Genomic DNA, 21,690 nt, shown 5'->3' with positions numbered 1-21,690 from the left:
GCTGCATAATTTGCAATATGTGGAAAAAGATTGGTAGTTACTTTATCGGTGGCCTGTATCGTTTCAACAGGCTTTTTTATAATGATTACAATATAACATTGTGTGTGCGATAGGTCTAAGATATTATATCTATAGAAGTTATAGGTTTAACTTATAAGAGAATGAGGATTAAAGGAGACATACCATGGAACTCAGACAACTACAATATGCGCTGCAGATTGCTGCAGAACGCAATTTCTCCCGTGCCGCCGAGAAGCTGCATATCGCCCAGCCTTCCCTCAGCCAGCAGCTGTCCAAACTGGAAAAGGAGCTTGGCGTACTGCTGTTCCAGCGTAATACAAGCACCGTCGAATTGACTCATGCCGGGTCCAGCTTTGTGGAACACGCCCAGAAAATTATCGATTCGGTCGAACAGCTGCGCAAGGAAATGGCGGACATCTCCCAGCTGCAGAGCGGGCGCGTCATCGTCGGCAGCATGCAGATTACCGGTTCCCATCTGCTGCCGCATGTACTTCCTGTTTTCCGTGCGGCCTATCCCCAGATTGATGTAGTGCTGCTGGAAGATACATCGCTTAACCTGGAAAAGCTGACCGCCAGCGGCCAGACCGATCTTAGCCTGCTCGCGCTGCCGCTGACCGAATCCTCGCTGACATACGAACCGGTAGCCGAGGAACTAATCGATCTCGCCGTCCCTCCTGCTCACCCGCTCGCCCAGCGTTTCCTCGCTGGTGATCATACACCGGTCAAACTATCCGAACTGAAGGATGAGTCTTTTATCGTACTCAAAAAAGGACAAGGCTTCCGCAAAATTGTGTTTGATGTATGCAGCGAAGCCGGCTTTGAGCCGCAAGTTGTGTTTGAGAGCAATAATATCGAGACGATTCAGTCTCTGGTCGCTACAGGCATGGGCGTTACGTTTGTCCCTCATTACATCGCCCGGGCGCGTCGCGGTGAATTCCTGCCCGTCTACCTGCCTCTAGCCGAGCCTGTACCGAGCCGTACCCTTGTTATCGCCCGGCGCAAAGGACGCTATCTGTCCAAAGCGGCAGAAGCTTTTATAGAGACATTCAAGGAAACGATGGTCAATGTAGTCACCCAGGAGAGAATCTAGCAGGCTGTATGCTCTGAGAATGAAATGTCCATACTACACCATTTTTTTCTTCTATTTACTGGAAGCTATTGAACTAGAAGTTGTAAACAAACCGTCAACTCAATTAAATTAAATTAAATAATTGTTAGTTGATTATCAAAAGTAATTATAGTAGGATGAGACCATATGATTCATACATTGACCACCTGTTATGAAGATCGCGATATGCATCTCCATCCATATGGCTGCAGGCGGAACAGCAAAACAGAGATCTGGAGGTATATATATGAAAATCGATATCTGGTCCGATTATCAGTGTCCTTTCTGTTATATTGGCAAAACAAGACTGCAAAATGCACTGTCCCAGTTTTCCCATGCAGAGGAAGTGAACGTCAACTACAAGAGCTTTGAACTTGATCCCTCAGCAGAACGCGATATTCCGCTGAACATTTATGAAGCTCTGGCCAAAAAGTACGGTACTACCGTTGAGCAGGCACGCGAGATGAATGTGAATGTAGGTGCCCAGGCAGCACAGGAAGGACTGGATTTTCAGTTCGACACGATGATACTGACGAACAGCTTTGATGCGCACCGGTTGATGCAATATGCGGCCGATCAGGGCAAAGCGGAAGAGATGAACGAAGCGCTGTTCCGGGCCTACTTTACCGAATCCCGTCATATCGGTGACCATTCTACACTAATCGATATCGCCGAAAGTGTCGGTCTGGATCGTCAGCAAACTGCGGCCATGCTGGAGAGCGAGCAGTATGGCGATCTGGTACGCCGTCAGGAACATCTTGGCAGCCAGCTGGGAATTACCGGTGTGCCGTTCTTTGTGATCAATGACAAATATGCCATATCTGGTGCCCAACCGACCGAAATGTTCACCAAAGCACTAAACGATATCTGGGCAGAAGACCATCCGCTGCAGATGCTCGGTAATTCGGCAGACGGCGAGATGTGCGCAGACGGTTCTTGTGCGGTACCGGAAGACCGGAAATAATTTGGATATAGATCTGACCGAAAACTATGATTGAAATATATATTCTTCACTTTACACTTCCTGTTCTACTCTGGATGGAAATATGCACCCCACAAATACGACAACAACAAAAAACGGTACAGCGTATCATTATGCTGTACCGTTTTTATTTATTATCCTATCTTGATTTTGCTGCATCAGGTGTTCAGTTGTTGTATCTGCTTTATCTTCAGCGGAATTTGCGGGCATACCATCCAGCTGCGGTCTGTACTTCTGCTGCCGTAAGCTGATGTCCATTATTCTCCCAATGCATCGTTACATCTGCTCCCGCATTAGCCAGCAGACTTCCCAGCTCTTCGCTTTCCTGCCGCGGAATGATCGGATCATTGGTACCCGAAGCCATAAACACCGGAACGCCTGTCAGATCCGGCAGATCCAGGCTGCGCAGCGGGACCATCGCATGGTGCAAAATCGCTCCCTGCAGGGAGGTGGCATCGTGGAACAGCAGACTGGCAGCGATATTGGCACCGTTGGAATACCCGACAGCTACTACTTTTCGGCCGTCAAATCCATATTCCTCTGCCGCAGCATCCAGAAATGCATTCAGCTCATGGGTGCGGGCAATCAGATCCGGTTCATCAAACACCCCTTCTGCCAGTCGGCGGAAAAAGCGGGGCATGCCATTTTCGGATACATTCCCCCGGACACCGAGCACCGAAGCTTCCGGTGCCAGTATTTCTGCCAGCGGCAGCAGATCATGCTCATTGCCGCCAGTGCCGTGGAGCAGGAGCAGTACCGGCTGATTGGGATCAGTTCCCTGTTTGAAAATATGCTTCATTGTCGTTGTCATTTTATTTCCCCTCCACTTTACGGACCTGAATCGGCAGCAGATTACTCTCAATCAGCGCACGCTGCGGTTCATACCATTCCGGCAGCATCAATTTGCTGCCCATCTCTTCAGCGGTCTCGTCATTGGCGAAGCCTGGAGGATCGGTCGCGATCTCGAACAGTATGCCTCCATCTTCCCGGAAATACACTGCATTAAAGTATTGACGGTCGATAACCGGGGTAGGCTGGAATCCGGCTGCAGCTACCTGTTCACGCCACTGCTCATGTTCTTCAAAATCCGCTGCCCGCCAGGCGATATGATGAACGGTTCCGGCGCCGCCGATACCGCGCGGCAGATCACGTGAATTAACGTCAATGATATTACCGATATCACCGGCTGCTTTGAAGCGTACATATCCATCTTCTTCGCCAATCCGGGTCAGTCCGAGCACATGCTCTACCGTATGCAGCGTACGTTCCGGACGTCCGCTGAACAGTACACCGCCGCCGAATCCTTTGATCGCCTGCTGTGGAGTGATGCCATCCCACTCCCAGGTGCTGAGTGCTCCTTCTTCACGTTCTGCCAGTTCAATACGCAGTCCGTCATAATCGGTAAAACGAAGCAGCTGCTCTCCAAAACGCTCTGCCTTTTCCACATGCACGTTCAGGCGGTTCAGGCGTTCTTCCCAGAAAGGCAGTGCGCCAGGCGGTACGGCAAATACGGTAATACCCAGCTGACCTGCGCCGATTACACCTTTACGCGATCCCGGCTGCGGGAAAAAGGTTACGATCGTGCCAGGGCTACCGCCCTCATTGCCAAAGTATAAATGATAAACTTCCGGTGCATCAAAGTTAATGGTCTGCTTCACCATACGCAGTCCGAGTACTCCCGCATAAAAATCAACATTGCGCTGCGGGTCTGTAACGAAAGAAGTAATGTGATGAATTCCGGCTGTACGAAGTGTCATGAATTCCAGCTCCTTTTGGATGAGGGTTAGGGTAGTTGCCAATGCGGCTTGATGTAATTACACGTTATTGTGAATGTTTAAGCATTAAATATCTTTAATTGTAGGTAATTTCTATATCTTTATTATATCCACTCTGGACAGGAAGAAAAGGGGGTAAAGCAAAACAGTTTTGAAACCACAACTAACTAACTTTTAGTAAGTGATAATAACAGCTATTTGGCCTAGTCTTCGGTAAGATGTTCGACCGATGCCAATGAAGTCAGCTGGTAGTGTTCCCTGTCATACAGAAGTTCCGTAATGGAACATTCCGGAATCAGTGTGCTCTGCTCAGTAATGAACCGGGGATGCCAGCGCCCAAGTTGACTCTCGGACAATACGCCGACGAGAAAGTCTGTAATAAGGCCGCCATGAGTAACAATCACTACTGTACTGCCAGCCGGATGTTCTGCTGCCAGTTCGGACAATACGGAGTTCAGCCTCTCTCCAGCCTGACAGGCTGAATCTCCCACCGGGGGGATGTATTCCCGGTCTGCTGTACGTATAGCCTGCTGTTTTCCTTCGCTGGTGATAGGCACATCACCTGCTGTCCTTTCTTTGATACCGTGTCTTACCAGCAGAAATGTGATGCTCATTGCCTGACCCTTCTTTATCCAAAATCGGCTCTGATGTGAGCGTTACCTGCCTATCCAAAAAGAAACCGTTCATTCGGCAGCAGTATGCAGTCAAGGAACGGTTCTTAATCTTTCTTATTCTATTATATAGGCACTCTCGGCCTGTATCCATTCTAGGTGCATCAGTCCTGATGACGGTACAGCTCCGGGCGGCGGTCTGCAAATACGGGAATGCGTTCACGTACTTCTTCCGACAGATCGAGATCGATCGTTGCAGTCAGAATGCCTTCTTCTTCACCGCTCTCGGCCAGAATCTCCCCCCACGGATCAATGACCATCGAATGACCGAAGAAATGACTCTTCTCATCCCGGCCTACCCGGTTGCAGGCAATGACATACATCTGGTTCTCAATCGCCCGCGCGGTCAGCAGCGTACGCCAGTGGTTCAGACGCGGATGCGGCCATTCTGCCGGTACGAACCATACTTTGGCTCCGTCCAGCGCAAGTGTACGGGCCAGTTCCGGGAAACGGATATCATAGCAGATCGAGGCGGCTGCCGTAATATCTCCCAATGGGAACAAAGCCGTCTGTTCGCCAGGCTGCATAAATTTCTCTTCATCCATTAACTTGAACAGATGAATCTTGTCATAGCGGGCAGTACGCTCACCATCCGGGCCGAACACATACAGCGTATTATAGAAGCCGGACTGCCGCTGCTCGGAGATCGAGCCGGCTACCAGCGTAATTCCGTAATGCCGGGCGGTCTCACTCATCCAGAATGTATAAGGCCCATTCTCCGGTTCAGCCAGTCCGTCCAGCCGATCCAGCGCATAGCCGGTATTCCACATCTCGGGCAGCATGATTACATTGGGTCTCGGATAAGCTTCCATTGCCTGACGAATCCATTCTTCAGCCCGCTGCAGATTGGCCTCCGGATTTCCCAATTCAATATCCATCTGGATCAGGCTTATATGTAATGTACGCATTGTCATTCATCTTCTCTCCTTACCATTCAATTCCGGCTGTCAGCACCGGCACAATCGTTTCTGTTTCCATCATATCCTTAGTATTCTGATAAAATCAATGCCTATTCACCTCTTCCAGAAAATACCCCTATACTCATCGGAAAAATCGTGATAGATTAGGAAGACTATGTACATTTTACCCAAAATGAAGCCACCGGAGTGATGAATACAATGCAAAATAACAACCACGGCATAGGCTCTGCTTTTGCAATCAAGCCTGCCGGTATCATGAATCAGCTGCCCGAGCAGTTTTTCGCCAAACTTGTTCAGGATGTGAATCGGCAGGTCGCTGCCGGACATGATGTGATCAATCTGGGACAGGGCAATCCCGACCAGCCGACCCCTCCTCATATCGTTGAGGAACTGAGGGAAGCGGCAGGCAATCCGCAGTATCATAAATATTCGCCGTTCTCCGGGTATGCCTTCCTCAAGGAAGCTGCCGCCCAGCGTTATAAGGAAGATTATGATGTGGATCTGGACCCCGAGACGGAAGTCGCCATACTGTTTGGCGGCAAGACCGGATTAATTGAAATCAGTCAGATTATGCTGGAAGCAGGCGATGTCTGCCTCGTGCCTGATCCCGGATACCCGGATTACTGGTCCGGCGTAGCATTGGCCGGTGCAGAGATGGCTTTTATGCCGCTGACCGAAGATCATGCTTATTTGCCGGATTACAGTACAATCGCGCCCGAGACATTAGAGCGTGCCAAGCTGATGTTCCTCAATTACCCGAACAATCCGACCTCTGCGACCGCTCCATATTCTTTCTATGAAGAAACGGTGCAGTTCGCACGGGAACACCAGATTGTAGTTGCGAGTGATTTTGCCTATGGTGCGATCGGTTTTGACGATCAGCAGCCGGTCAGCTTCCTGCAGGTGCCGGGCGCCAAGGAAGTGGGCGTTGAATTCTACACTCTATCCAAAACTTACAATATGGCCGGCTGGCGCGTTGCTTTTGCGCTCGGCAACAAAGAAATCATTCGCCTGATCAATCTGATGCAGGATCATGTGTATGTCAGCCTGTTCGGCGGCATTCAGGCGGCGGCAGCGCGTGCACTGACCGATGACCAGCAGTGTGTCACCGATCTGGTGGCCATGTACGAGTCCCGCCGTAATGCCTTCTTTGAAGAACTGGACCAGATCGGCTGGAAAGCGGAAGCACCCAAAGGTTCCTTCTTCTGCTGGCTGCCTGTACCGGAAGGCATGGGCTCCAGAGAATTTGCCACACTGCTGCTGGAACAGGCACATGTCGCGGTTGCACCAGGTATCGGCTTTGGTACCAAGGGTGAAGGTTATGTACGTATCGGCCTGCTGACTTCGGAAGAACGTCTGCGTGAAGCGGTTCGCCGGATCGGTAAACTGAATCTGTTCTGAAAAACTTGCTGGAAGCAAGCAATGCGGTGCTTGGCAAAAGCAGCGGAACGTGCTATTCTAATGTGCAATACCAGCTACGCCGAGAACATGAATATCAGATGGATCAGCTGCTGCAGTCGCTATGCTGCTGTGAGAAAAAGCATTCCACTGACCTTATGATGATATAACTGCAATGACGGGAATAGTAAGCAATATCGCAGCGTGTATAGAGAGTGAATCCCACGGGCTGAAAGGATTCACCGTTTGCCTTTGCCGAACCTGCCCCCGAGCATTCAGCGCCCAAACGCTGAACGGTCTCCCGCCGTTATCCGGGATTGGAGCCGGACAGAAACATTTTCTGTCAACAAAGGTGGTACCGCGGAAGTACAGACTTTCGTCCTTTTGTATCAACAGATACAGGGGATGAAGGTCTTTTTTTATGAATTAAAGGAGTGAACAAACAATGGTACAACAGCGTATTGTCGTCAAAATCGGCAGCAGCTCGTTGACAGGTCCCCAGGGTGGGCTTAATCATGAAGCGGTGAATTTTTTTGCAGCAGAAATCGCTGCTCTCCAGCAGGCCGGATATGCCGTGCTGCTGGTCACCTCGGGAGCGGTAGCTGCAGGCTTCCGGGAAATCGGCTACAGCGTACGTCCCAAGCTGCTGCACGAAAAGCAGGCTGCCGCCTCGGTCGGTCAGGCGCTGCTGATGCGTGATTATCAGGAGGCGTTTGGCAGACACGGTATTGTCAGTGCCCAGATTCTGCTGACCCGCAGCGACTTTAATCACCGCAAACGGGCCACCAATGCCAGTATGACGATCGAAGAGCTGATCAAGCAGGGCGTAATCCCGATTATCAACGAAAATGATACCGTATCAGTAGATGAACTCAAATTCGGTGATAATGATACCTTATCTGCTCTCGTCGCCAATCTGGCCAAAGCGGCCAATCTGCTTATTCTTACCGATATGGACGGATTATACACAGCCGATCCGCGCAAAGACCCGGATGCGGTACGTTACGAACGAATCGATGAGATTACGGATGAAATCTATGCGATGGCCGGCGATGCAGGCTCGGCTGTTGGTACAGGCGGTATGCGCTCCAAAGTCGATGCAGCCAAAATCGCTACCCGCGGCGGGGTGCCGGTATTTGTCGGTCAGGTACGCGATGCCGGTGATCTGCTGAATGCAGCCCATGGTACCGGAAAAGGTACTTATTTTACAACCCAGAGCTCTTCCCTGCCGATGAAAAAACAGTGGCTCGGCTTCCTCTCTATCCCGCTCGGTACGCTGATCGTGGACCAGGGTGCCGAAAAAGCACTGCTGCATGATGGACGCAGTCTGCTGCCCGTTGGCATTCGCCAGGTAGAGGGCCAGTTTCACAGCGGCGATGTCGTCGAAGTACAGAATCTGCAGAGAGACACACTGGGACGCGGCATCGTCAACTATGATCATGATCAACTGCTGCAGATTGCCGGACTGCCCAGTACTGAGATTGCTGCCAGACTCGGTATTCAGGATATTCATCACCTGGAAGCCATTCACCGGGATGAATGGATTTCACTTTAGGAAGAGATTATGGAGTATCGCTGGATGACTGCAGTTCATCATTTTCATAAAAGAATAATCAAACCCATATAACCATTCCAATCAGGAGGGATTTCCAATGAGTGAAGTTGTTGCCAAAGCTACACTGGCCCGTCAAGCTGCCGGTGCGCTCGCCAATCTGAGCACAGCTGACAAAAATGAAGCGCTGCTGCTTATGGCTGAAGCGCTTGTTCATCAGGCAGAAGTTATTATTACAGCCAATCATGAAGATATTGAACGAGGACGGCGTGAAGGGACTTCCGAGTCCATGCTTGACCGTCTGCGTCTTGATTATACACGTATCGAAGCAATCGCTTCGGCGCTGCGCCAGATTGCCGATCTGGATGATCCGGTCGGTACCCTGATGGAGACGATGGAACGTCCGAACGGATTAATTATTGAGAAAATCCGCGTACCGCTTGGGGTTATCGGTATTATTTATGAAGCACGCCCGAACGTTACCGTGGATGCCGCCGGTTTATCACTCAAAACAGGCAATGCCGTCGTTTTGCGCGGCGGGTCTGCGGCATTGTCTTCCAACCGCAAAATTATCGAAGTGCTGCACGAAGCGCTGGAACGCTCTGCCATGCCAAAAGAAGCCCTTCAGCTAATTGAAGATGCCGACCGGGCTTCGGTGAATGAATTGATGCGCCTCAATGATCTGATCGATGTCATCATCCCACGCGGCGGCAGCTCATTGATCCAGAATGTGGTTCAGAACTCCACCGTACCGGTGATCGAGACCGGTGCCGGAATCTGCCATACATTTATCGATGCTTCGGCGGATGCGGATATGGCCCGCGATATCGCGCTCAATGCCAAAGTGCAGCGTCCTTCGGTCTGCAACTCAATGGAGACACTGCTCGTTCATACCGAATATGACCAGCAAGCGTTCCTCCAGCTGGCTGAAGCACTGCGGCAGCATCAGGTAGAAGTTCGCGGTTGTCCGCTTACGCGTGAGCTGCTGCCTTGGACGGAAATAGCGAATGAGCAGGATTATGCGACCGAGTACAATGACTATATTCTGAATATCAAATTGGTGGGCAGTCTGGATGAAGCGCTCCAGCATATCGCCACCTACAGCACCAAGCATTCCGAATGTATCGTTACCCGTGATGAAGCCCATGCAACCCGCTTTATGCAGGAAGTGGATGCGGCAGCCGTCTATCACAATGCCTCTACCCGGTTTACCGATGGATTTGAATTTGGCTTTGGCGCAGAAATTGGTATCAGTACACAGAAGCTTCATGCCCGCGGCCCTATGGGACTGCCTGCACTCACTTCCACCAAATACCGGATCTACGGCAACGGACAGATTCGTCAATGAACAGCCAGTCAATGAACAGCAATGATTTGGATATTTTCAAATTCCACTATTGTATATACGTATGAAATGCATGCAAGATGATCTGCTTATACAGGTCATAGAGAAAGGATGAAATCAATTATGGGTCACTCAGCACAGCAACAAACACTTATTCAGGAACCGATCTGCTTTTATGGCGCAGGTTCGATGGCTGAAGCTATTCTGCGAGGATTGGTACACCGCTCGGTTGTCGTACCGGGACAGGTTACGATGCTCAACCGTGGTAATCAGGAACGGCTCCATTATCTGATTCAGCGCTACGGCGTATCGGTAATCGGCCATGAATCGGAACGCGAAAATGTACTGCGCACTTCCAAAATTATCATTCTGGCGATGAAGCCAGCCGATGCAGCAGAAGCGCTGCGGGGACTTGGCCCACTGCTCAGTCCCGACCAGCTGCTCGTCTCTGTCATTGCCGGGCTTTCCGTAGAAAGTATTCAGCATCTGCTCGGTCAAGCTCAGCCTGTCGCACGTACCATGCCGAATACGTCCAGCACCATCGGTCTTGGCGCGACAGGCATTGTCTTCTCGGATGAAGTATCTGCCGACGCAAGAAAGCTTGTGCGTCATCTGTTTGAAGCTGTTGGTACGGTTACGGAAATCGAGGAAAATCAAATGGAGACGCTGACCGGTATTTCCGGAAGTGGTCCCGCTTATATATACTATATGATGGAAGCGATGATCCAGGCGGGTATCGAGGGCGGACTGACACCGGAGCAGGCACGTGAATTGACGGTGCAGACCGCAATCGGCGCAGCCCATATGGTGCAGCAGACAGGCGAAGACCCGGCTGATCTGCGAGCCAAGGTCACTTCCCCGAATGGAGCGACCGCTGCGGCTGTGAAAGTATTTGAAGAAGAACATATGAAAAATACCATTATCCGCGCGATTCAGCGCTGTACAGAACGCTCCCGCGAGATGGGAGCCGTATTAAAGGAGGAAAATTCATGAGCTATTGCATCGCCTCTTACCGCCTTTATGATGACAAAGCGGATTTCCACAAAAAAGCCCAGTCTATCGCGATCGGCATGACCGTCGGCAGCTGGACCGAACTGCCTGCCGCCAAGCAGGAATCGATGAAAAAACATCTGGGTGAAGTTATCTCGGTTGAAGTACATGAGCCAGCCGGAGGTGAGCGTTATGCTGATGTGCGTATCGCTTATCCCGATGCCAATTTCAGCAGTGATATCCCGGCCCTGCTCGTTACTGTATTCGGCAAGATTTCCATGGACGGACGCATCAAGCTGACTCATCTGGAGTTCTCCGAGTCCTTCCTGAGCCATTTCAAAGGGCCCAAATTCGGCATCCAGGGTGTACGTCAATTATTGGGTGTACCGGAACGTCCACTGTTAATGAGTATTTTCAAATCAGTGATCGGTCATGATCTGGATGAATTGACCCGCCAGTTCAGCGCTCAGGCGCTCGGCGGTGTGGATCTCATCAAGGATGACGAGATCCTGTTCGAAAATGAACTGACACCGATCGAGAAGCGTGTAGCTGCCTGTCGGCAGGCTGCTGAAGCCGCTCAAGCCGAGACCGGCAAAAAAGTGCTGTATGCCGCCAATCTGACCGGTCATACTTTCCAATTGAAAGAACAAGCCAAAAAAGCAATTGATGCCGGCGCCAATGCCCTGCTGCTCAATGTGCTGTCTTATGGCTATGACGTATTGTCCGAGCTGAGCGCCGATCCGGAGATCAACATTCCGATCATGGCTCATCCTGCTCTTGCAGGTGCCTACTACCCATCGCCTTACTACGGAATCTCCGCTTCGGTACTGCTCGGTCAGCTGATGCGATTGGCAGGAGCCGATCTGGTGCTGTTCCCTTCTCCGTATGGATCGGTAACGATGCCGCGCGAGGAAAATATGGCGATTCGTGAGCAGCTGATTACCGGCAGCCTGCCGTACAAGCAGAGCTTCCCGGTTCCATCTGCGGGCATTCATCCAGGGCTTGTTCCTTTGATTCTCAAAGATTTTGGCACCGATGTGATCATCAATGCAGGCGGTGGTATTCACGGCCATCCAGGTGGTGCCAGCGCAGGCGGAAGAGCCTTCCAGCAGGCGATTGATGCCGCGCTATCCGGTGTATCACTGGCAGATTATGCGGTTCAGGGACATACCGAACTGGCTCAGGCAATTGAGATCTGGGGGGCAGAACGATGACATCCAGACAGCCGGTTATTTTCTGCGACTTTGACGGTACGATTACCAATACCGACAATATTGTCGCGATTATGAAGCATTTCTCTCCGCCGGGTTATGAATCCATCATGCAGGAAGTCGTCGCCCAGAAATGTTCGATCCGCGATGGAGTAGGCGCCATGTTCGCGCTGATGCCTTCTTCCAGCAAAGACGAGATTGTTCAGTTCGTCATGACCCATGCGGGTATTCGCGAAGGATTCCAGGAATTTCTGAATCTGGTCCGTGAGCATCAGATTCCATACTATGTCACCAGCGGAGGAATCGATTTCTTCCTCAAACCGCTGCTGGAGCCATTCGGTATCCCGGAAGAGCATATCTTCTGCAACAGCGTCGACTTTTCCGGAGAGCATATCGAGATTCTATGGCCGCATCCATGTGACGATCACTGCCATAACGATTGCGGTATGTGCAAAACGACCGTCATGCGCGAATTTCCGCCTGAGCGATATGAGCGCATTCTGATCGGTGACAGTCTGACTGACTTTGAAGGTGCACGGATCGCTGATCTGGTCTACTCGCGTTCGGTACTGACAGAGAAATGCCAGGAGCTGGGCGTACCCCATGTCCCGTTCCAGACATTCCACGATATCATTAACGATTTCCGACAAAGAATAGGAGCGATTCACTTATGAGCTTTGTGAACATACCTCTTGAGCAAAAACAAGCTGTACTGCAGGAACTGAGCGGCATCAAGGAGCAGTTTGCTGCCCGCCACTGGTTTCCCGGTACAAGTGGTAATCTGTCGCTGCGTATAGGCGACTATACCCCGGATAACTTCCACTTTGCAATTACCGCCAGCGGTAAGGACAAATCGGTCAGCACCCCTTCCGATTTCCTGTTCGTCGATCAGGACGGCCGTCCATGCGAGACAACCGGCCTCAAGCCGAGCGCAGAGACACTGATCCACTGCGAGATCTATCGGGAGACAGGCTGCGGAGCTGTATTCCATGTGCATACCGTATTTAACAATCTTGTCAGTGAGTATTTCGGTGAACAGGGGGCGGTTCCGATCCAGGGGCTGGAGTTGATCAAGGCTTTTAACATCTGGGAGGAAAATGCGGCAATTACAATTCCGGTATTACCCAACTATGCCGAGATCCCCAGAATCGCCGAGCTGGTATCTGGCGTGTTGAACCCATCCATTCCCGGTATCCTGCTGCGTGGTCATGGTATTTATGCCTGGGGGAAAAATGCTTTTGAAGCGAAACGTCATCTTGAGGCATTTGAGTTTATTTTTGAATATATTTACCGAGATCTGCTGCTGCGCAAATCCTGAGTAGCTATTCCAAAACAGAAAAATCGAACGAATGATTTTTTTTGTATTATTCGTTCGGTTCTACTACAATGAAAGCGCACAAAAAAGCTGACATTTTTAAAATGTCAGCTTTTATTGTATGAAAAACTTTTTATTATTGCCCTTTGCAACAAATACCCGTATACTGAATTAAATTATAAAAACAGACGTACAGTATCACGTTGATTCTGCACATCTGAAATTGCGTGTTGCACAAAATAAGTTTCAGAGCATGAACCCATTTGTGGCAGCAAATGAGTCCATTTTATTCTCTGAACAATTACACTTTTCTTGGCCGATCAGTGAATAACTCTTATTTTTGTGGAACAGTCAGTTGGTAACCAGCAGGCAGCAGGTTGTTGGCAGCAACCAGTTCGTCTACAGTTACACCGTATTGAGCAGCGATTTCAGTCAGGCTGGCACCTTGTGGAACAACAACAACGATATCTTGTTTAGCTTCTGTTTTGGTTGGAGCAGTTGTCTCAGTTGTTGGGGCAGCTGCTTCTTCTTTTGTAGTTGTATTTTCTTTAGTACCAAACAGTGCGTTGAATTGAGCTTCTTGTGCAGCCAGAAAAGCAGCATTGTCAGCAATAGCTTCTGCTCTGTCTTTGTTTTTGTCGTGGGTGGATTTATCGGATGCTGCAAAAGCGTGAGTTCCTCCGATTGCAACAGTTCCCATACCTGCTGCTACTACTGTGGACAATAATACTTTTTGAATTTTTGCGTTCATGGTTTTAACTCTCCTCTAATTATGTTTTTTTACATCGATATTTAAGTAAACTCCTGAAGCCAATACTGATGCTTATTTACTGTGTACTCTGGTAGGATGAGATGCGCTGATGAATAAATATAAGCTCCAGCACACCTTTTTTCAAACAACCGGTACTTGTTTATTAAGGGCAAAAGTTACTTTACTCCTATTTCAAATAAATTGCAAGCCTAATGAAATTAATACGGATATGATTTTGTAAAATTAAATCCAAATATAACTATATGGAAACCTAATTATTGTTACGCTTACATTTTACATAGATTTTACAATTCTTTATTTTGGATGCATATTGTTTCATTTTCCGTTTACAAATCTGTTTGTGTCACTTGTTGTTCACAATTTGCATCCTATTTTCTGCTATGTTAGCTATTTTGACAATTTTTCTGTTCAATATAATATTTTTTGCTTCCTAATTAAATCAATAATTACATGTAGTTATGAATTTATGAACGCCTTATACTTATATAGCTTTCCTAAATAACTTGCTATGAAAAGATTTTCGCCTAAAACAAATATTCTTTTTTCAGAATAATTTTGATTTTTCACCCACTTAATAATAATATATTTCATTTTTAATGTTATATAAACTAACATATTTATTTTCTTATTCTATGTTTATGAGTAAATTGTTAATTATATAATCACAAAAATAGTTTTTGAACTGTTATTTATCATAATTCTGAAATGAAATATTTATACTATAAATTAAATAATTATTCACATCCGGATTTATAACATTAATTTAATTTAAAGTTAAATAATGTTATAATAACGAAAAAATATTCCTAAAAAAATATTTTTAAAGTGCTTATTTTTTACCGTATTTGCTTTGCCAAATGATCTATTCAGCCTAAGCATTTACTATGATGCATGTTTTCTTGCTCTGCTTTATGCAAGGTTATTGTGTGTTATACATAGTCTACAATGATATGAATAGACGGCAGTTATTACTGACTTTTAGCTCTTTTAGTTCTTACCATCTCATTCTTTCATGTATATAGCAAAAAGGCTGCTCTCAAGAATCTGATTCCTAAGAGCAGCCTTTTTATTATTTAACCTTGTCATTCACCGGTTTTAATCCCATTATGCAGAACTTTTCTATCGGCCCACGGTCTATCCAGCAGCTCTGCCGCTTAACGCTGACGGAACTTCTGGGTGTAGGCCCGGGCGTCCTCAACCGTGCGTACACGGTTCCGGTTCCACTCCAGTAAAATACGGTCAATATACCGGAAATGCAGCTTACCGGCGAATACAGACTCTTTGAGCGCCATCAGGATCAGTTCTTCCGGATACCGATCCTGATCCAGCCAGCCGGAGATTGTCTCGCATTCCATTGGAGACAGCGGACGGGCGAATTCTTTTTCGAAAATAATAAAAAGATTACGCTCCCGCTCTTCTTCCTTGCTTGCCTGGCTGACCACCGCAGCGGGCGGCTCACTGATCGTCGTAATGCGCTCCTGCTGCTCGGAGGCCAGAATGGTGCCCAGTTTCTCATACAAGCCGCTCAGGTCATACCGCTCGTAGCGGATGCCTGTCATTGGGTCCTGTTCATCTTCAATCACGATAAATCCGGCTTTCATCAGCTTCTGGATGCGGGCAGCGATCATTCCTGGCGCTGCACCGGTTCTCCATTCCAGCTCTTCCAGCGTCGGAAATTCATTATGCTCTACCTGACGGAAAGACAGCAGCTGCAGCAGCAGCATCGCTTCAGCATCATCCAGATCCAGCGCCTGATAATACTTCAGCAGCGCATAAGGTATATTGGCTGTCTGCATGCCCATCGTATACGCAGCGCCTTTTGCCCATGCTTTCCATTGTTCTCCGCCCATTTTAACCATCCTTTCGATACGTCCACCCTGAGTCATGTGTCGGTACGGAAATTATGGATACAAACGGTACAGCATACGAGGGAAAGCAATCGTCTCACGAACGTGATCCAAACCGCAAATCCATGCTACTGTGCGTTCCAGTCCCAGTCCAAAGCCGGAGTGAGGAACCGTTCCGTAAGTACGCAGATCCATGTACCACTGATAGGCTTCGCCCAGGTTATGTTCCTGGAAGCGCTGCTCCATCAATGCCGGATCGTCGATACGCTGCGAACCGCCAATAATCTCCCCATAACCTTCAGGAGCGATCATATCAGCGCACAGCACTACTTCCGGACGCTCTGGATCAGGCTTCATGTAGAATGCCTTGATGTCTTTTGGATAATGTGTAATGAATACCGGCTTGTCATATGCTTCGGCAATAGCTGTCTCATGCGGCGCACCGAAATCGTCGCCCCATGGAATATCAAAGCCTTTGCCTTTGAGGAATTCAATCGCTTCATCGTAAGTGATGCGCGGGAATGGACCCACGATGTTTTCCAGCTTGGTTACATCGCGTTCCAGGGTCTCCAGCTCGGCACGACAGTTTTTGAGTACAGATTGTACCACATGGGATACAAACTGCTCCTGCACTTCCAGGCTTTCTTCATGCGTTGTAAAAGCCATTTCCGGCTCGATCATCCAGAACTCGATCAGGTGACGACGGGTTTTGGATTTTTCGGCACGGAATGTCGGACCGAAGGAATAGACTTTACCCAGCGCCATTGCAGCGGCTTCCATATACAGCTGGCCGCTCTGTGTCAGGTAGGCATCCTCATCGAAATATTTGATATGGAACAGCTCTGTGGTGTCCTCTGCTGCAGAAGGCGTCAGGATTGGCGGATCCACTTTGGTAAAGCCATTTGTATTGAAATATTCCTGAACCGCACGGATAATCTCTGCACGAATAACCATAACCGCACGCTGACGATTGGAACGCAGCCACAGGTGACGATGATCCATCAGGAAATCTATGCCATGCTCTTTGGGTGTAATCGGATACTCCGACGTGATATGGATCACTTCGATGCCGGTTACAGTCATCTCATAACCCGATTTACTGCGCGGCTCTTCACGAACCACACCGGTTACGTACAGGGAACTCTCCTGGGTCAGACTTTTGGCATCGTTCCAGACGCTTTCCGGAACTTCACTTTTCACGACAACGCCCTGGATATAGCCTGTACCGTCACGCAGCTGCAAAAATTGAATTTTGCCGCTGGAACGTTTGTTGTTAATCCATGCTCCAATCGTTACGGTTTCGCCAATATGCTCATTGACTTTTTTAATAACGGTTTTAGTGGACATTCTTTCATTCTCCCCTTGTCTATACCATGCTGTTGTTCTTACTTGTTGATGAGTTTGTAGGTATCGCGTGCGATAACGAGCTCTTCATTGGTAGGTACAACCAGCACTTCTACTTTGGAATTCGGTGTGGAAATGCGGCGCGGATCGCCGGAGCGTACTTTGTTCAGTTCCTCGTCGATTTCGACACCCAGATAGCTAAGGTTCTCACAAACGGATTTACGCACAATTGCGGAATTCTCGCCTACACCGGCTGTAAACACGAGTACATCTACCCCATTCATCGCTGCCGCATAGGAGCCGATGTATTTGCGCAGACGGTATTCGTACATTTCAAATGCCAGTGTGGAATGCGGATCGCCTTTTTCCAAACCATCGGTAATCTCGCGCATATCACTGCTGATACCGGAGATCGCCTGCAGACCACTGTGCTTGTTCAGCATCAGATTCACTTCGCTCACGGTCAGCTCTTCCTTATTCATTACATAAGGAACGATCGCCGGATCCAGATCGCCGCTGCGCGTACCCATCATCAGACCTTCCAGCGGAGTCATCCCCATAGAAGTATCCACAGAAATGCCGCCCTGTACAGCTGTCAAACTGCCGCCGTTACCGATGTGAGCCGTGATGACTTTAAGGTCTTCCAGCGGCTTGCCCAGGAAATCGGCTGCTGCATGGCTTACATAATAATGCGACGTGCCATGGAAACCGTAGCGACGCACTTTGTATTTGTTGTAAAGTACACGCGGAATAGCGTACAGGTACGCTTTTTCAGGCATGGTCTGGTGGAATGCTGTATCAAATACAACGACCTGCGGTACGCCTGGCATATTAACTTCAGAAGCATCGATACCCATGATGGCAGCTGGATTATGCAGCGGTGCCAGATCGATCAGGGCACGGATGTCCTTTTTGGCCTGCTGGTCCACAATAGCGGATTCTTTGAAGAACTCGCCGCCGTGTACAACGCGGTGGCCGACAGCATTGATTTCATTTACATTTTCCAGTACACCATGCGTTTTGTCGGTCAGTTTGTCGATAACTTTGCGGATCGCTGTGTTGTGTTCCAGAATTTCGCTGACTTCGGTAACTTCCTCTTTGCCTGTCGGCTTGTGTGTCAGAATAGAAGAGTCCATCCCGATCCGCTCGACGAGTCCTTTGGCCAGAACAGATTCATCGGTCATATCATACAGCTGGTATTTGAGTGAAGAACTGCCTGAGTTAATTACGAGTACTTTCATATCCGGTCACCATCCTTGTCATACTTGAAGAATCCTTCGCCTGTTTTCACGCCGAGACTGCCTGCACGCACCATTTTTTTCAAAATGATTGCCGGGCGGTATTTCAGCTCGCCATACTCGCGGAACATGCGCTCCAGGGCAGCATTGACGGAATCCAGACCGAAGCGATCAGCCATTTCCAGTGGTCCGTATTGGAACTGGTAACCAACGCGCATCGCATCGTCGATATCTTCGGCAGAAGCTACGCCTTCTTCAAGCACGTGCAGTGCTTCGTTGATCAGCAGACAGATGATACGGCTCGTTACGAAACCAGGGGATTCATAAACCATGATTCCTCTTTTTTCCACTGTCTCTTCGACAAAGTTTTTGGTTTGGTCAAATGTTTCGTCGGAAGTGCGCAGACCGCGGATGATTTCAACGAGGTCGATTTTGGATACCGGATAGATAAAGTGAAGTCCGATGACACGTTCCGGATATTTAGTGGAGCTGGCCAGCTCGGTCAAGCTGAGCGTGGACGTGTTGCTCGCCAGAATAACGCTGCTGGAGCAGACCTGATCCAACTGTGCGAACACTTCTTTTTTCGCTTGCGGATCTTCGCTGATCGTCTCGATAACGAGATCGCAGGAGCCGAGATCGGCAAAGTGAGTCACTTTCTGGATTTTACCGAGAATAAGTTTCTTCTCCGCCTGGGTCAGTGCCCATTTTTCCATTTGCTTGTCCAGACTGGTCTCAATCATGCTCCATGCATTGTCCAGTTTGTCCGGAGTCTTCTCAACCAACAGCACCTCGATACCTTTTTTGGCCAGCATTTCTGCAATGCCCTGACCCATTGTACCGCCGCCGATAACGCCGACTTTTTTAAAATTCATGCTTTCTATTCCACCCTTCCAATATTCAGTACGGTATATAAGCTAAATAGTCTAGCCGGATACCATCTGGCCCTTCACACTTTCATATTCTTCCCAAGCTCTATTTAAAGCAAAACAGAACGAGACAAACGATTGTTTTCGTCTATTTCAACCATGCCAAGCATAAGAAATGTAATGATGAAAAATGCCGGGCTTCTATATAATCTCCAACATCTAATAATACCGTAGCACAGGCAAAAAGTAAAAAAAAAGTACCAGCTTTTTGAATTAAGCTGGTACATTTGAACTTTTCTTGAATTGTTCGCGGAATTGCTCACCCGAGAGGATTTCTTCCTGTAATAAAATGTCAAGGGAGCTGTCGAAAATGTGACGGCGTTCCTCCAGGAGTTTGCGGGTACGCTCACCGAGTTCTTCCAGAATCGCATTGCTTTCTTTCATCAGCAGTTCTTTGGGAACCATGTTGATTGTAACGATACCGAGTTTGGTCAGACCGGCTTCAACCATATTTTGCACAATGTTCAGCGCTTGGTCAAAGTCACCTCTCGAACCTGTGCTGCGGCCTTCATAATACATCTCTTCGGCAGCTGCACCAGCGAGCGCGATCATGATTTGCTCTTCCAGAAAAGGCTTGGTGTAGAGGTACTGCTCCTGCTGCGGATTGTGACGCACATAACCGAGTGCCTGTCCGCGCGGGCTCAGAGCAACCTGGCCTACACTGTTCGGACGGACAACCTCTGCCATAATGGCATGTCCCAATTCATGAATGGCTACGCGCTGTTTCTCTTCTGCACTGGATTCACGATCTGTCTTTTCACCCATCATGACTTTATCAATCGCCATTGACATATGGCGCTGGCTGATCATTTCTTCATCCTGACGCATCGCATAGATGGCAGCTTCATTCATTACGCTCTCCAACTGTGCACCGGAGAATCCATAAGCTTCTTCAGCCAGTTTGTCCAGATTGGTTTCCGGACCCATTGGCTTGTTGGCAGCGTGCAGTTCCAAAATATGCTTGCGGCCTTTTTTGTCCGGCAGATCGACCTGGATATGACGGTCAAAACGACCAGGACGCAGCAGTGCGCTGTCCAGCATTTCCTTGCGGTTGGTTGCAGCAATAATCAGGATACGTGGTGCTTCGTTGCTGTAGATACCATCCATTTCAGTCAGCAATTGGTTCAGCGTCTGATCATACTCACGCTGCTGTCCACCTTCACGCTTACCGCCGATTACGTCAATTTCATCAATAAAGATAATCGCACTTTGTTTATTTTCCTTGGCAGCGCGGGTACGTGCATCCTTGAACAGATCACGGATACGTCCTGCACCAACACCAACATACATCTCCACAAATTCACTACCCGAAGCGCTGACAAAAATAGAATTTGTATAATGTGCAGCCGCTTTGGCCATCAGTGTTTTACCGGTTCCCGGAGGCCCTGTCAGCAGGATACCTTTGAGCGGGCGGATACCGAATTTATTGATTTCATCATGACGTACGAGGAAATCGAGTGCTTCACGCAGTTCGCGCTTGGCATTGTCCTGACCCCCGATTTGCTCAAAAGTCAGCTTGACCGGACCGTTCTTTTTGCGGTTGCGTTCCTGGCTGGCGCCGACAGCGAGTCCGCCGCGTGCCTGCATGAAGAACAGGATTCCACCGACTACAGCCACCAGCAGCAGCAGCGGCAATATATTATATCCAACGTATAACAGGAAAATGAGCAGGACAGGTACAAATCCGATAATAACTTCTTTGGTCCATTTAGGCATTAGGCATTTCCTCCTGTATCTTGAGTACTGCGCGGCAGAATGAGAAATTTGCTGGCTTTGCCGTTGCTGAGCGATACATAGACATTGCGGTCATCCATCTCCGCCTTGGCGTGAACACCATTGTTCAGCTTGGCGATTTCTTCAAGAGTTTTTGGTATTTCAGTATATTCACGATTGGCCATTGCCTGGGATACAGGGAACATGGCGTTCTCCCAGATCTGATTTAGCTTGTCATTCGAATGGTCAACCACTTCTAGTTTGAGAGTACGGGTACCAAGAATATCAGTGCTTTGCTTATGGATTTGTTGAACAAGAGCCCCCAAATCTGCTTCCGGTTTCAAATCGAGTTTCAAAGCGATCTCTTTCTGGTTAATAGTAACTTGGGCGGAAGTCACACCCGGATAAGACTGAACAATTTTCATGAGTGGGTTGTGCAGAGTAAGCTGACGATACGTAAACCAGCCCCCAAACAGTACGGCAATTGAAACGATTACGGTAATCATAACAGGCATTGCCCGAAGTTTCATACATGTCCTCCTCTGTGTATATACATGGTGCA

The 21,690-nt window shown here is 48.7% G+C and carries 20 protein-coding genes and 1 other annotated feature; of the genes, 9 read left to right on the top strand and 11 right to left on the bottom strand.

What is annotated here, in order from left to right; all coding sequences use genetic code 11:
• Positions 1-184: 184 nt before the first annotated feature.
• Together M1D61_RS09005 and M1D61_RS09000 are read left to right on the top strand one after the other, a co-directional pair.
• Positions 185-1,111, top strand: coding sequence for a LysR family transcriptional regulator (locus tag M1D61_RS09005; protein ID WP_458122036.1), 927 nt, complete (start codon positions 185-187; stop codon positions 1,109-1,111).
• 265 nt (positions 1,112-1,376) lie between these two features.
• Positions 1,377-2,093 carry a DsbA family oxidoreductase gene (locus tag M1D61_RS09000; protein ID WP_458122035.1) on the top strand — a complete coding sequence of 239 codons (717 nt, stop codon included), beginning with the start codon at positions 1,377-1,379 and terminating at the stop codon, positions 2,091-2,093.
• A 208-nt stretch (positions 2,094-2,301) separates the two neighbouring features.
• Here M1D61_RS09000 and M1D61_RS08995 read toward each other — a convergent pair whose 3' ends face one another.
• The 4 genes from M1D61_RS08995 to M1D61_RS08980 form a co-directional block, all read right to left on the bottom strand.
• On the bottom strand, positions 2,302-2,910 hold the full coding sequence (locus M1D61_RS08995; protein ID WP_458122457.1) for an alpha/beta hydrolase: 609 nt from the start codon (positions 2,908-2,910) through the stop codon (positions 2,302-2,304).
• 13 nt (positions 2,911-2,923) lie between these two features.
• Positions 2,924-3,868, bottom strand: coding sequence for a ring-cleaving dioxygenase (locus M1D61_RS08990; protein WP_458122034.1), 945 nt, complete (start codon positions 3,866-3,868; stop codon positions 2,924-2,926).
• 221 nt (positions 3,869-4,089) lie between these two features.
• Positions 4,090-4,500, bottom strand: coding sequence for a histidine phosphatase family protein (locus M1D61_RS08985; RefSeq protein ID WP_458122033.1), 411 nt, complete (start codon positions 4,498-4,500; stop codon positions 4,090-4,092).
• Positions 4,501-4,661: 161 nt separating this feature from the next.
• Positions 4,662-5,471, bottom strand: a complete 810-nt coding sequence (locus M1D61_RS08980; protein ID WP_458122032.1) for a carbon-nitrogen family hydrolase — start codon at positions 5,469-5,471, stop codon at positions 4,662-4,664.
• Between the two features lie 204 nt (positions 5,472-5,675).
• Between M1D61_RS08980 and M1D61_RS08975 the strand changes: the two genes are divergently transcribed.
• The 7 genes from M1D61_RS08975 to mtnB all read left to right on the top strand — a co-directional run bounded on the left by M1D61_RS08975 (position 5,676) and on the right by mtnB (position 13,291).
• Positions 5,676-6,878 (top strand): aminotransferase class I/II-fold pyridoxal phosphate-dependent enzyme, encoded by a 1,203-nt coding sequence (locus tag M1D61_RS08975; RefSeq protein ID WP_458122031.1) that lies wholly within the window; start codon positions 5,676-5,678, stop codon positions 6,876-6,878.
• A 163-nt stretch (positions 6,879-7,041) separates the two neighbouring features.
• Positions 7,042-7,262, top strand: a binding site (T-box leader).
• 58 nt (positions 7,263-7,320) lie between these two features.
• Positions 7,321-8,430 carry a glutamate 5-kinase gene (gene proB / locus M1D61_RS08970; protein WP_458122030.1) on the top strand — a complete coding sequence of 370 codons (1,110 nt, stop codon included), beginning with the start codon at positions 7,321-7,323 and terminating at the stop codon, positions 8,428-8,430.
• Positions 8,431-8,527: 97 nt separating this feature from the next.
• Positions 8,528-9,775, top strand: coding sequence for a glutamate-5-semialdehyde dehydrogenase (locus tag M1D61_RS08965; protein WP_458122029.1), 1,248 nt, complete (start codon positions 8,528-8,530; stop codon positions 9,773-9,775).
• A 120-nt stretch (positions 9,776-9,895) separates the two neighbouring features.
• Entirely contained in the window at positions 9,896-10,765 is an 870-nt protein-coding gene (gene proC, locus M1D61_RS08960) for a pyrroline-5-carboxylate reductase (protein ID WP_458122028.1), read from the top strand.
• A complete protein-coding gene (locus tag M1D61_RS08955) occupies positions 10,762-11,976 on the top strand; it encodes a 2,3-diketo-5-methylthiopentyl-1-phosphate enolase (protein WP_458122027.1) in 1,215 nt (404 codons plus the stop codon). The genes proC and M1D61_RS08955 overlap by 4 nt, the downstream gene beginning before the upstream one ends.
• Entirely contained in the window at positions 11,973-12,647 is a 675-nt protein-coding gene (locus M1D61_RS08950) for a 2-hydroxy-3-keto-5-methylthiopentenyl-1-phosphate phosphatase (RefSeq protein WP_458122026.1), read from the top strand. Before M1D61_RS08955 ends, M1D61_RS08950 begins: the two co-directional genes overlap by 4 nt.
• Complete coding sequence (gene mtnB, locus M1D61_RS08945) at positions 12,644-13,291, top strand: methylthioribulose 1-phosphate dehydratase (protein WP_458122025.1); 648 nt, start codon at positions 12,644-12,646, stop codon at positions 13,289-13,291. The genes M1D61_RS08950 and mtnB overlap by 4 nt, the downstream gene beginning before the upstream one ends.
• A gap of 331 nt (positions 13,292-13,622) precedes the next feature.
• Here the strand turns inward: mtnB and M1D61_RS08940 are convergent, their stop codons facing one another.
• The 7 genes from M1D61_RS08940 to M1D61_RS08910 all read right to left on the bottom strand — a co-directional run bounded on the left by M1D61_RS08940 (position 13,623) and on the right by M1D61_RS08910 (position 21,658).
• Positions 13,623-14,039, bottom strand: a complete 417-nt coding sequence (locus tag M1D61_RS08940; protein WP_458122024.1) for a LysM peptidoglycan-binding domain-containing protein — start codon at positions 14,037-14,039, stop codon at positions 13,623-13,625.
• Positions 14,040-15,214: 1,175 nt separating this feature from the next.
• Positions 15,215-15,910, bottom strand: coding sequence for a DnaD domain-containing protein (locus M1D61_RS08935; RefSeq protein ID WP_458122023.1), 696 nt, complete (start codon positions 15,908-15,910; stop codon positions 15,215-15,217).
• Between the two features lie 51 nt (positions 15,911-15,961).
• Entirely contained in the window at positions 15,962-17,254 is a 1,293-nt protein-coding gene (gene asnS / locus M1D61_RS08930) for an asparagine--tRNA ligase (protein ID WP_046215054.1), read from the bottom strand.
• Positions 17,255-17,292: 38 nt separating this feature from the next.
• Entirely contained in the window at positions 17,293-18,492 is a 1,200-nt protein-coding gene (locus M1D61_RS08925; RefSeq protein WP_458122022.1) for an acetate/propionate family kinase, read from the bottom strand.
• Positions 18,489-19,361, bottom strand: coding sequence for a 3-hydroxyacyl-CoA dehydrogenase family protein (locus M1D61_RS08920; protein ID WP_458122021.1), 873 nt, complete (start codon positions 19,359-19,361; stop codon positions 18,489-18,491). Before M1D61_RS08920 ends, M1D61_RS08925 begins: the two co-directional genes overlap by 4 nt.
• A gap of 267 nt (positions 19,362-19,628) precedes the next feature.
• On the bottom strand, positions 19,629-21,131 hold the full coding sequence (locus M1D61_RS08915; protein WP_458122020.1) for an AAA family ATPase: 1,503 nt from the start codon (positions 21,129-21,131) through the stop codon (positions 19,629-19,631).
• The gene (locus M1D61_RS08910; protein WP_458122019.1) at positions 21,131-21,658 is read right to left on the bottom strand and encodes a hypothetical protein; all 528 of its coding nucleotides are present in this window, start codon (positions 21,656-21,658) and stop codon (positions 21,131-21,133) included. Before M1D61_RS08910 ends, M1D61_RS08915 begins: the two co-directional genes overlap by 1 nt.
• Positions 21,659-21,690: the final 32 nt, after the last annotated feature.

The sequence above is a fragment of the Paenibacillus sp. Z6-24 genome, from assembly GCF_054161335.1.
This window is presented reverse-complemented; position numbering and strand designations above follow the sequence as displayed.

What these genes read in the sequence shown, in the direction of transcription:
- M1D61_RS08965 (WP_458122029.1), top strand. Translation starts at nt 8,528, where the DNA reads ATGAGTGAAGTTGTTGCCAAAGCTACACTGGCCCGTCAAGCTGCCGGT.
- M1D61_RS08990 (WP_458122034.1), bottom strand. Translation starts at nt 3,868, where the DNA reads ATGACACTTCGTACAGCCGGAATTCATCACATTACTTCTTTCGTTACA.
- proC (WP_458122028.1), top strand. Translation starts at nt 9,896, where the DNA reads ATGGGTCACTCAGCACAGCAACAAACACTTATTCAGGAACCGATCTGC.
- M1D61_RS08940 (WP_458122024.1), bottom strand. Translation starts at nt 14,039, where the DNA reads ATGAACGCAAAAATTCAAAAAGTATTATTGTCCACAGTAGTAGCAGCA.
- M1D61_RS09000 (WP_458122035.1), top strand. Translation starts at nt 1,377, where the DNA reads ATGAAAATCGATATCTGGTCCGATTATCAGTGTCCTTTCTGTTATATT.
- M1D61_RS09005 (WP_458122036.1), top strand. Translation starts at nt 185, where the DNA reads ATGGAACTCAGACAACTACAATATGCGCTGCAGATTGCTGCAGAACGC.
- mtnB (WP_458122025.1), top strand. Translation starts at nt 12,644, where the DNA reads ATGAGCTTTGTGAACATACCTCTTGAGCAAAAACAAGCTGTACTGCAG.
- M1D61_RS08975 (WP_458122031.1), top strand. Translation starts at nt 5,676, where the DNA reads ATGCAAAATAACAACCACGGCATAGGCTCTGCTTTTGCAATCAAGCCT.
- M1D61_RS08935 (WP_458122023.1), bottom strand. Translation starts at nt 15,910, where the DNA reads ATGGGCGGAGAACAATGGAAAGCATGGGCAAAAGGCGCTGCGTATACG.
- M1D61_RS08995 (WP_458122457.1), bottom strand. Translation starts at nt 2,910, where the DNA reads ATGAAGCATATTTTCAAACAGGGAACTGATCCCAATCAGCCGGTACTG.
- M1D61_RS08925 (WP_458122022.1), bottom strand. Translation starts at nt 18,492, where the DNA reads ATGAAAGTACTCGTAATTAACTCAGGCAGTTCTTCACTCAAATACCAG.
- M1D61_RS08980 (WP_458122032.1), bottom strand. Translation starts at nt 5,471, where the DNA reads ATGACAATGCGTACATTACATATAAGCCTGATCCAGATGGATATTGAA.
- M1D61_RS08910 (WP_458122019.1), bottom strand. Translation starts at nt 21,658, where the DNA reads ATGAAACTTCGGGCAATGCCTGTTATGATTACCGTAATCGTTTCAATT.
- M1D61_RS08950 (WP_458122026.1), top strand. Translation starts at nt 11,973, where the DNA reads ATGACATCCAGACAGCCGGTTATTTTCTGCGACTTTGACGGTACGATT.
- M1D61_RS08920 (WP_458122021.1), bottom strand. Translation starts at nt 19,361, where the DNA reads ATGAATTTTAAAAAAGTCGGCGTTATCGGCGGCGGTACAATGGGTCAG.
- M1D61_RS08985 (WP_458122033.1), bottom strand. Translation starts at nt 4,500, where the DNA reads ATGAGCATCACATTTCTGCTGGTAAGACACGGTATCAAAGAAAGGACA.
- M1D61_RS08915 (WP_458122020.1), bottom strand. Translation starts at nt 21,131, where the DNA reads ATGCCTAAATGGACCAAAGAAGTTATTATCGGATTTGTACCTGTCCTG.
- proB (WP_458122030.1), top strand. Translation starts at nt 7,321, where the DNA reads ATGGTACAACAGCGTATTGTCGTCAAAATCGGCAGCAGCTCGTTGACA.
- M1D61_RS08955 (WP_458122027.1), top strand. Translation starts at nt 10,762, where the DNA reads ATGAGCTATTGCATCGCCTCTTACCGCCTTTATGATGACAAAGCGGAT.
- asnS (WP_046215054.1), bottom strand. Translation starts at nt 17,254, where the DNA reads ATGTCCACTAAAACCGTTATTAAAAAAGTCAATGAGCATATTGGCGAA.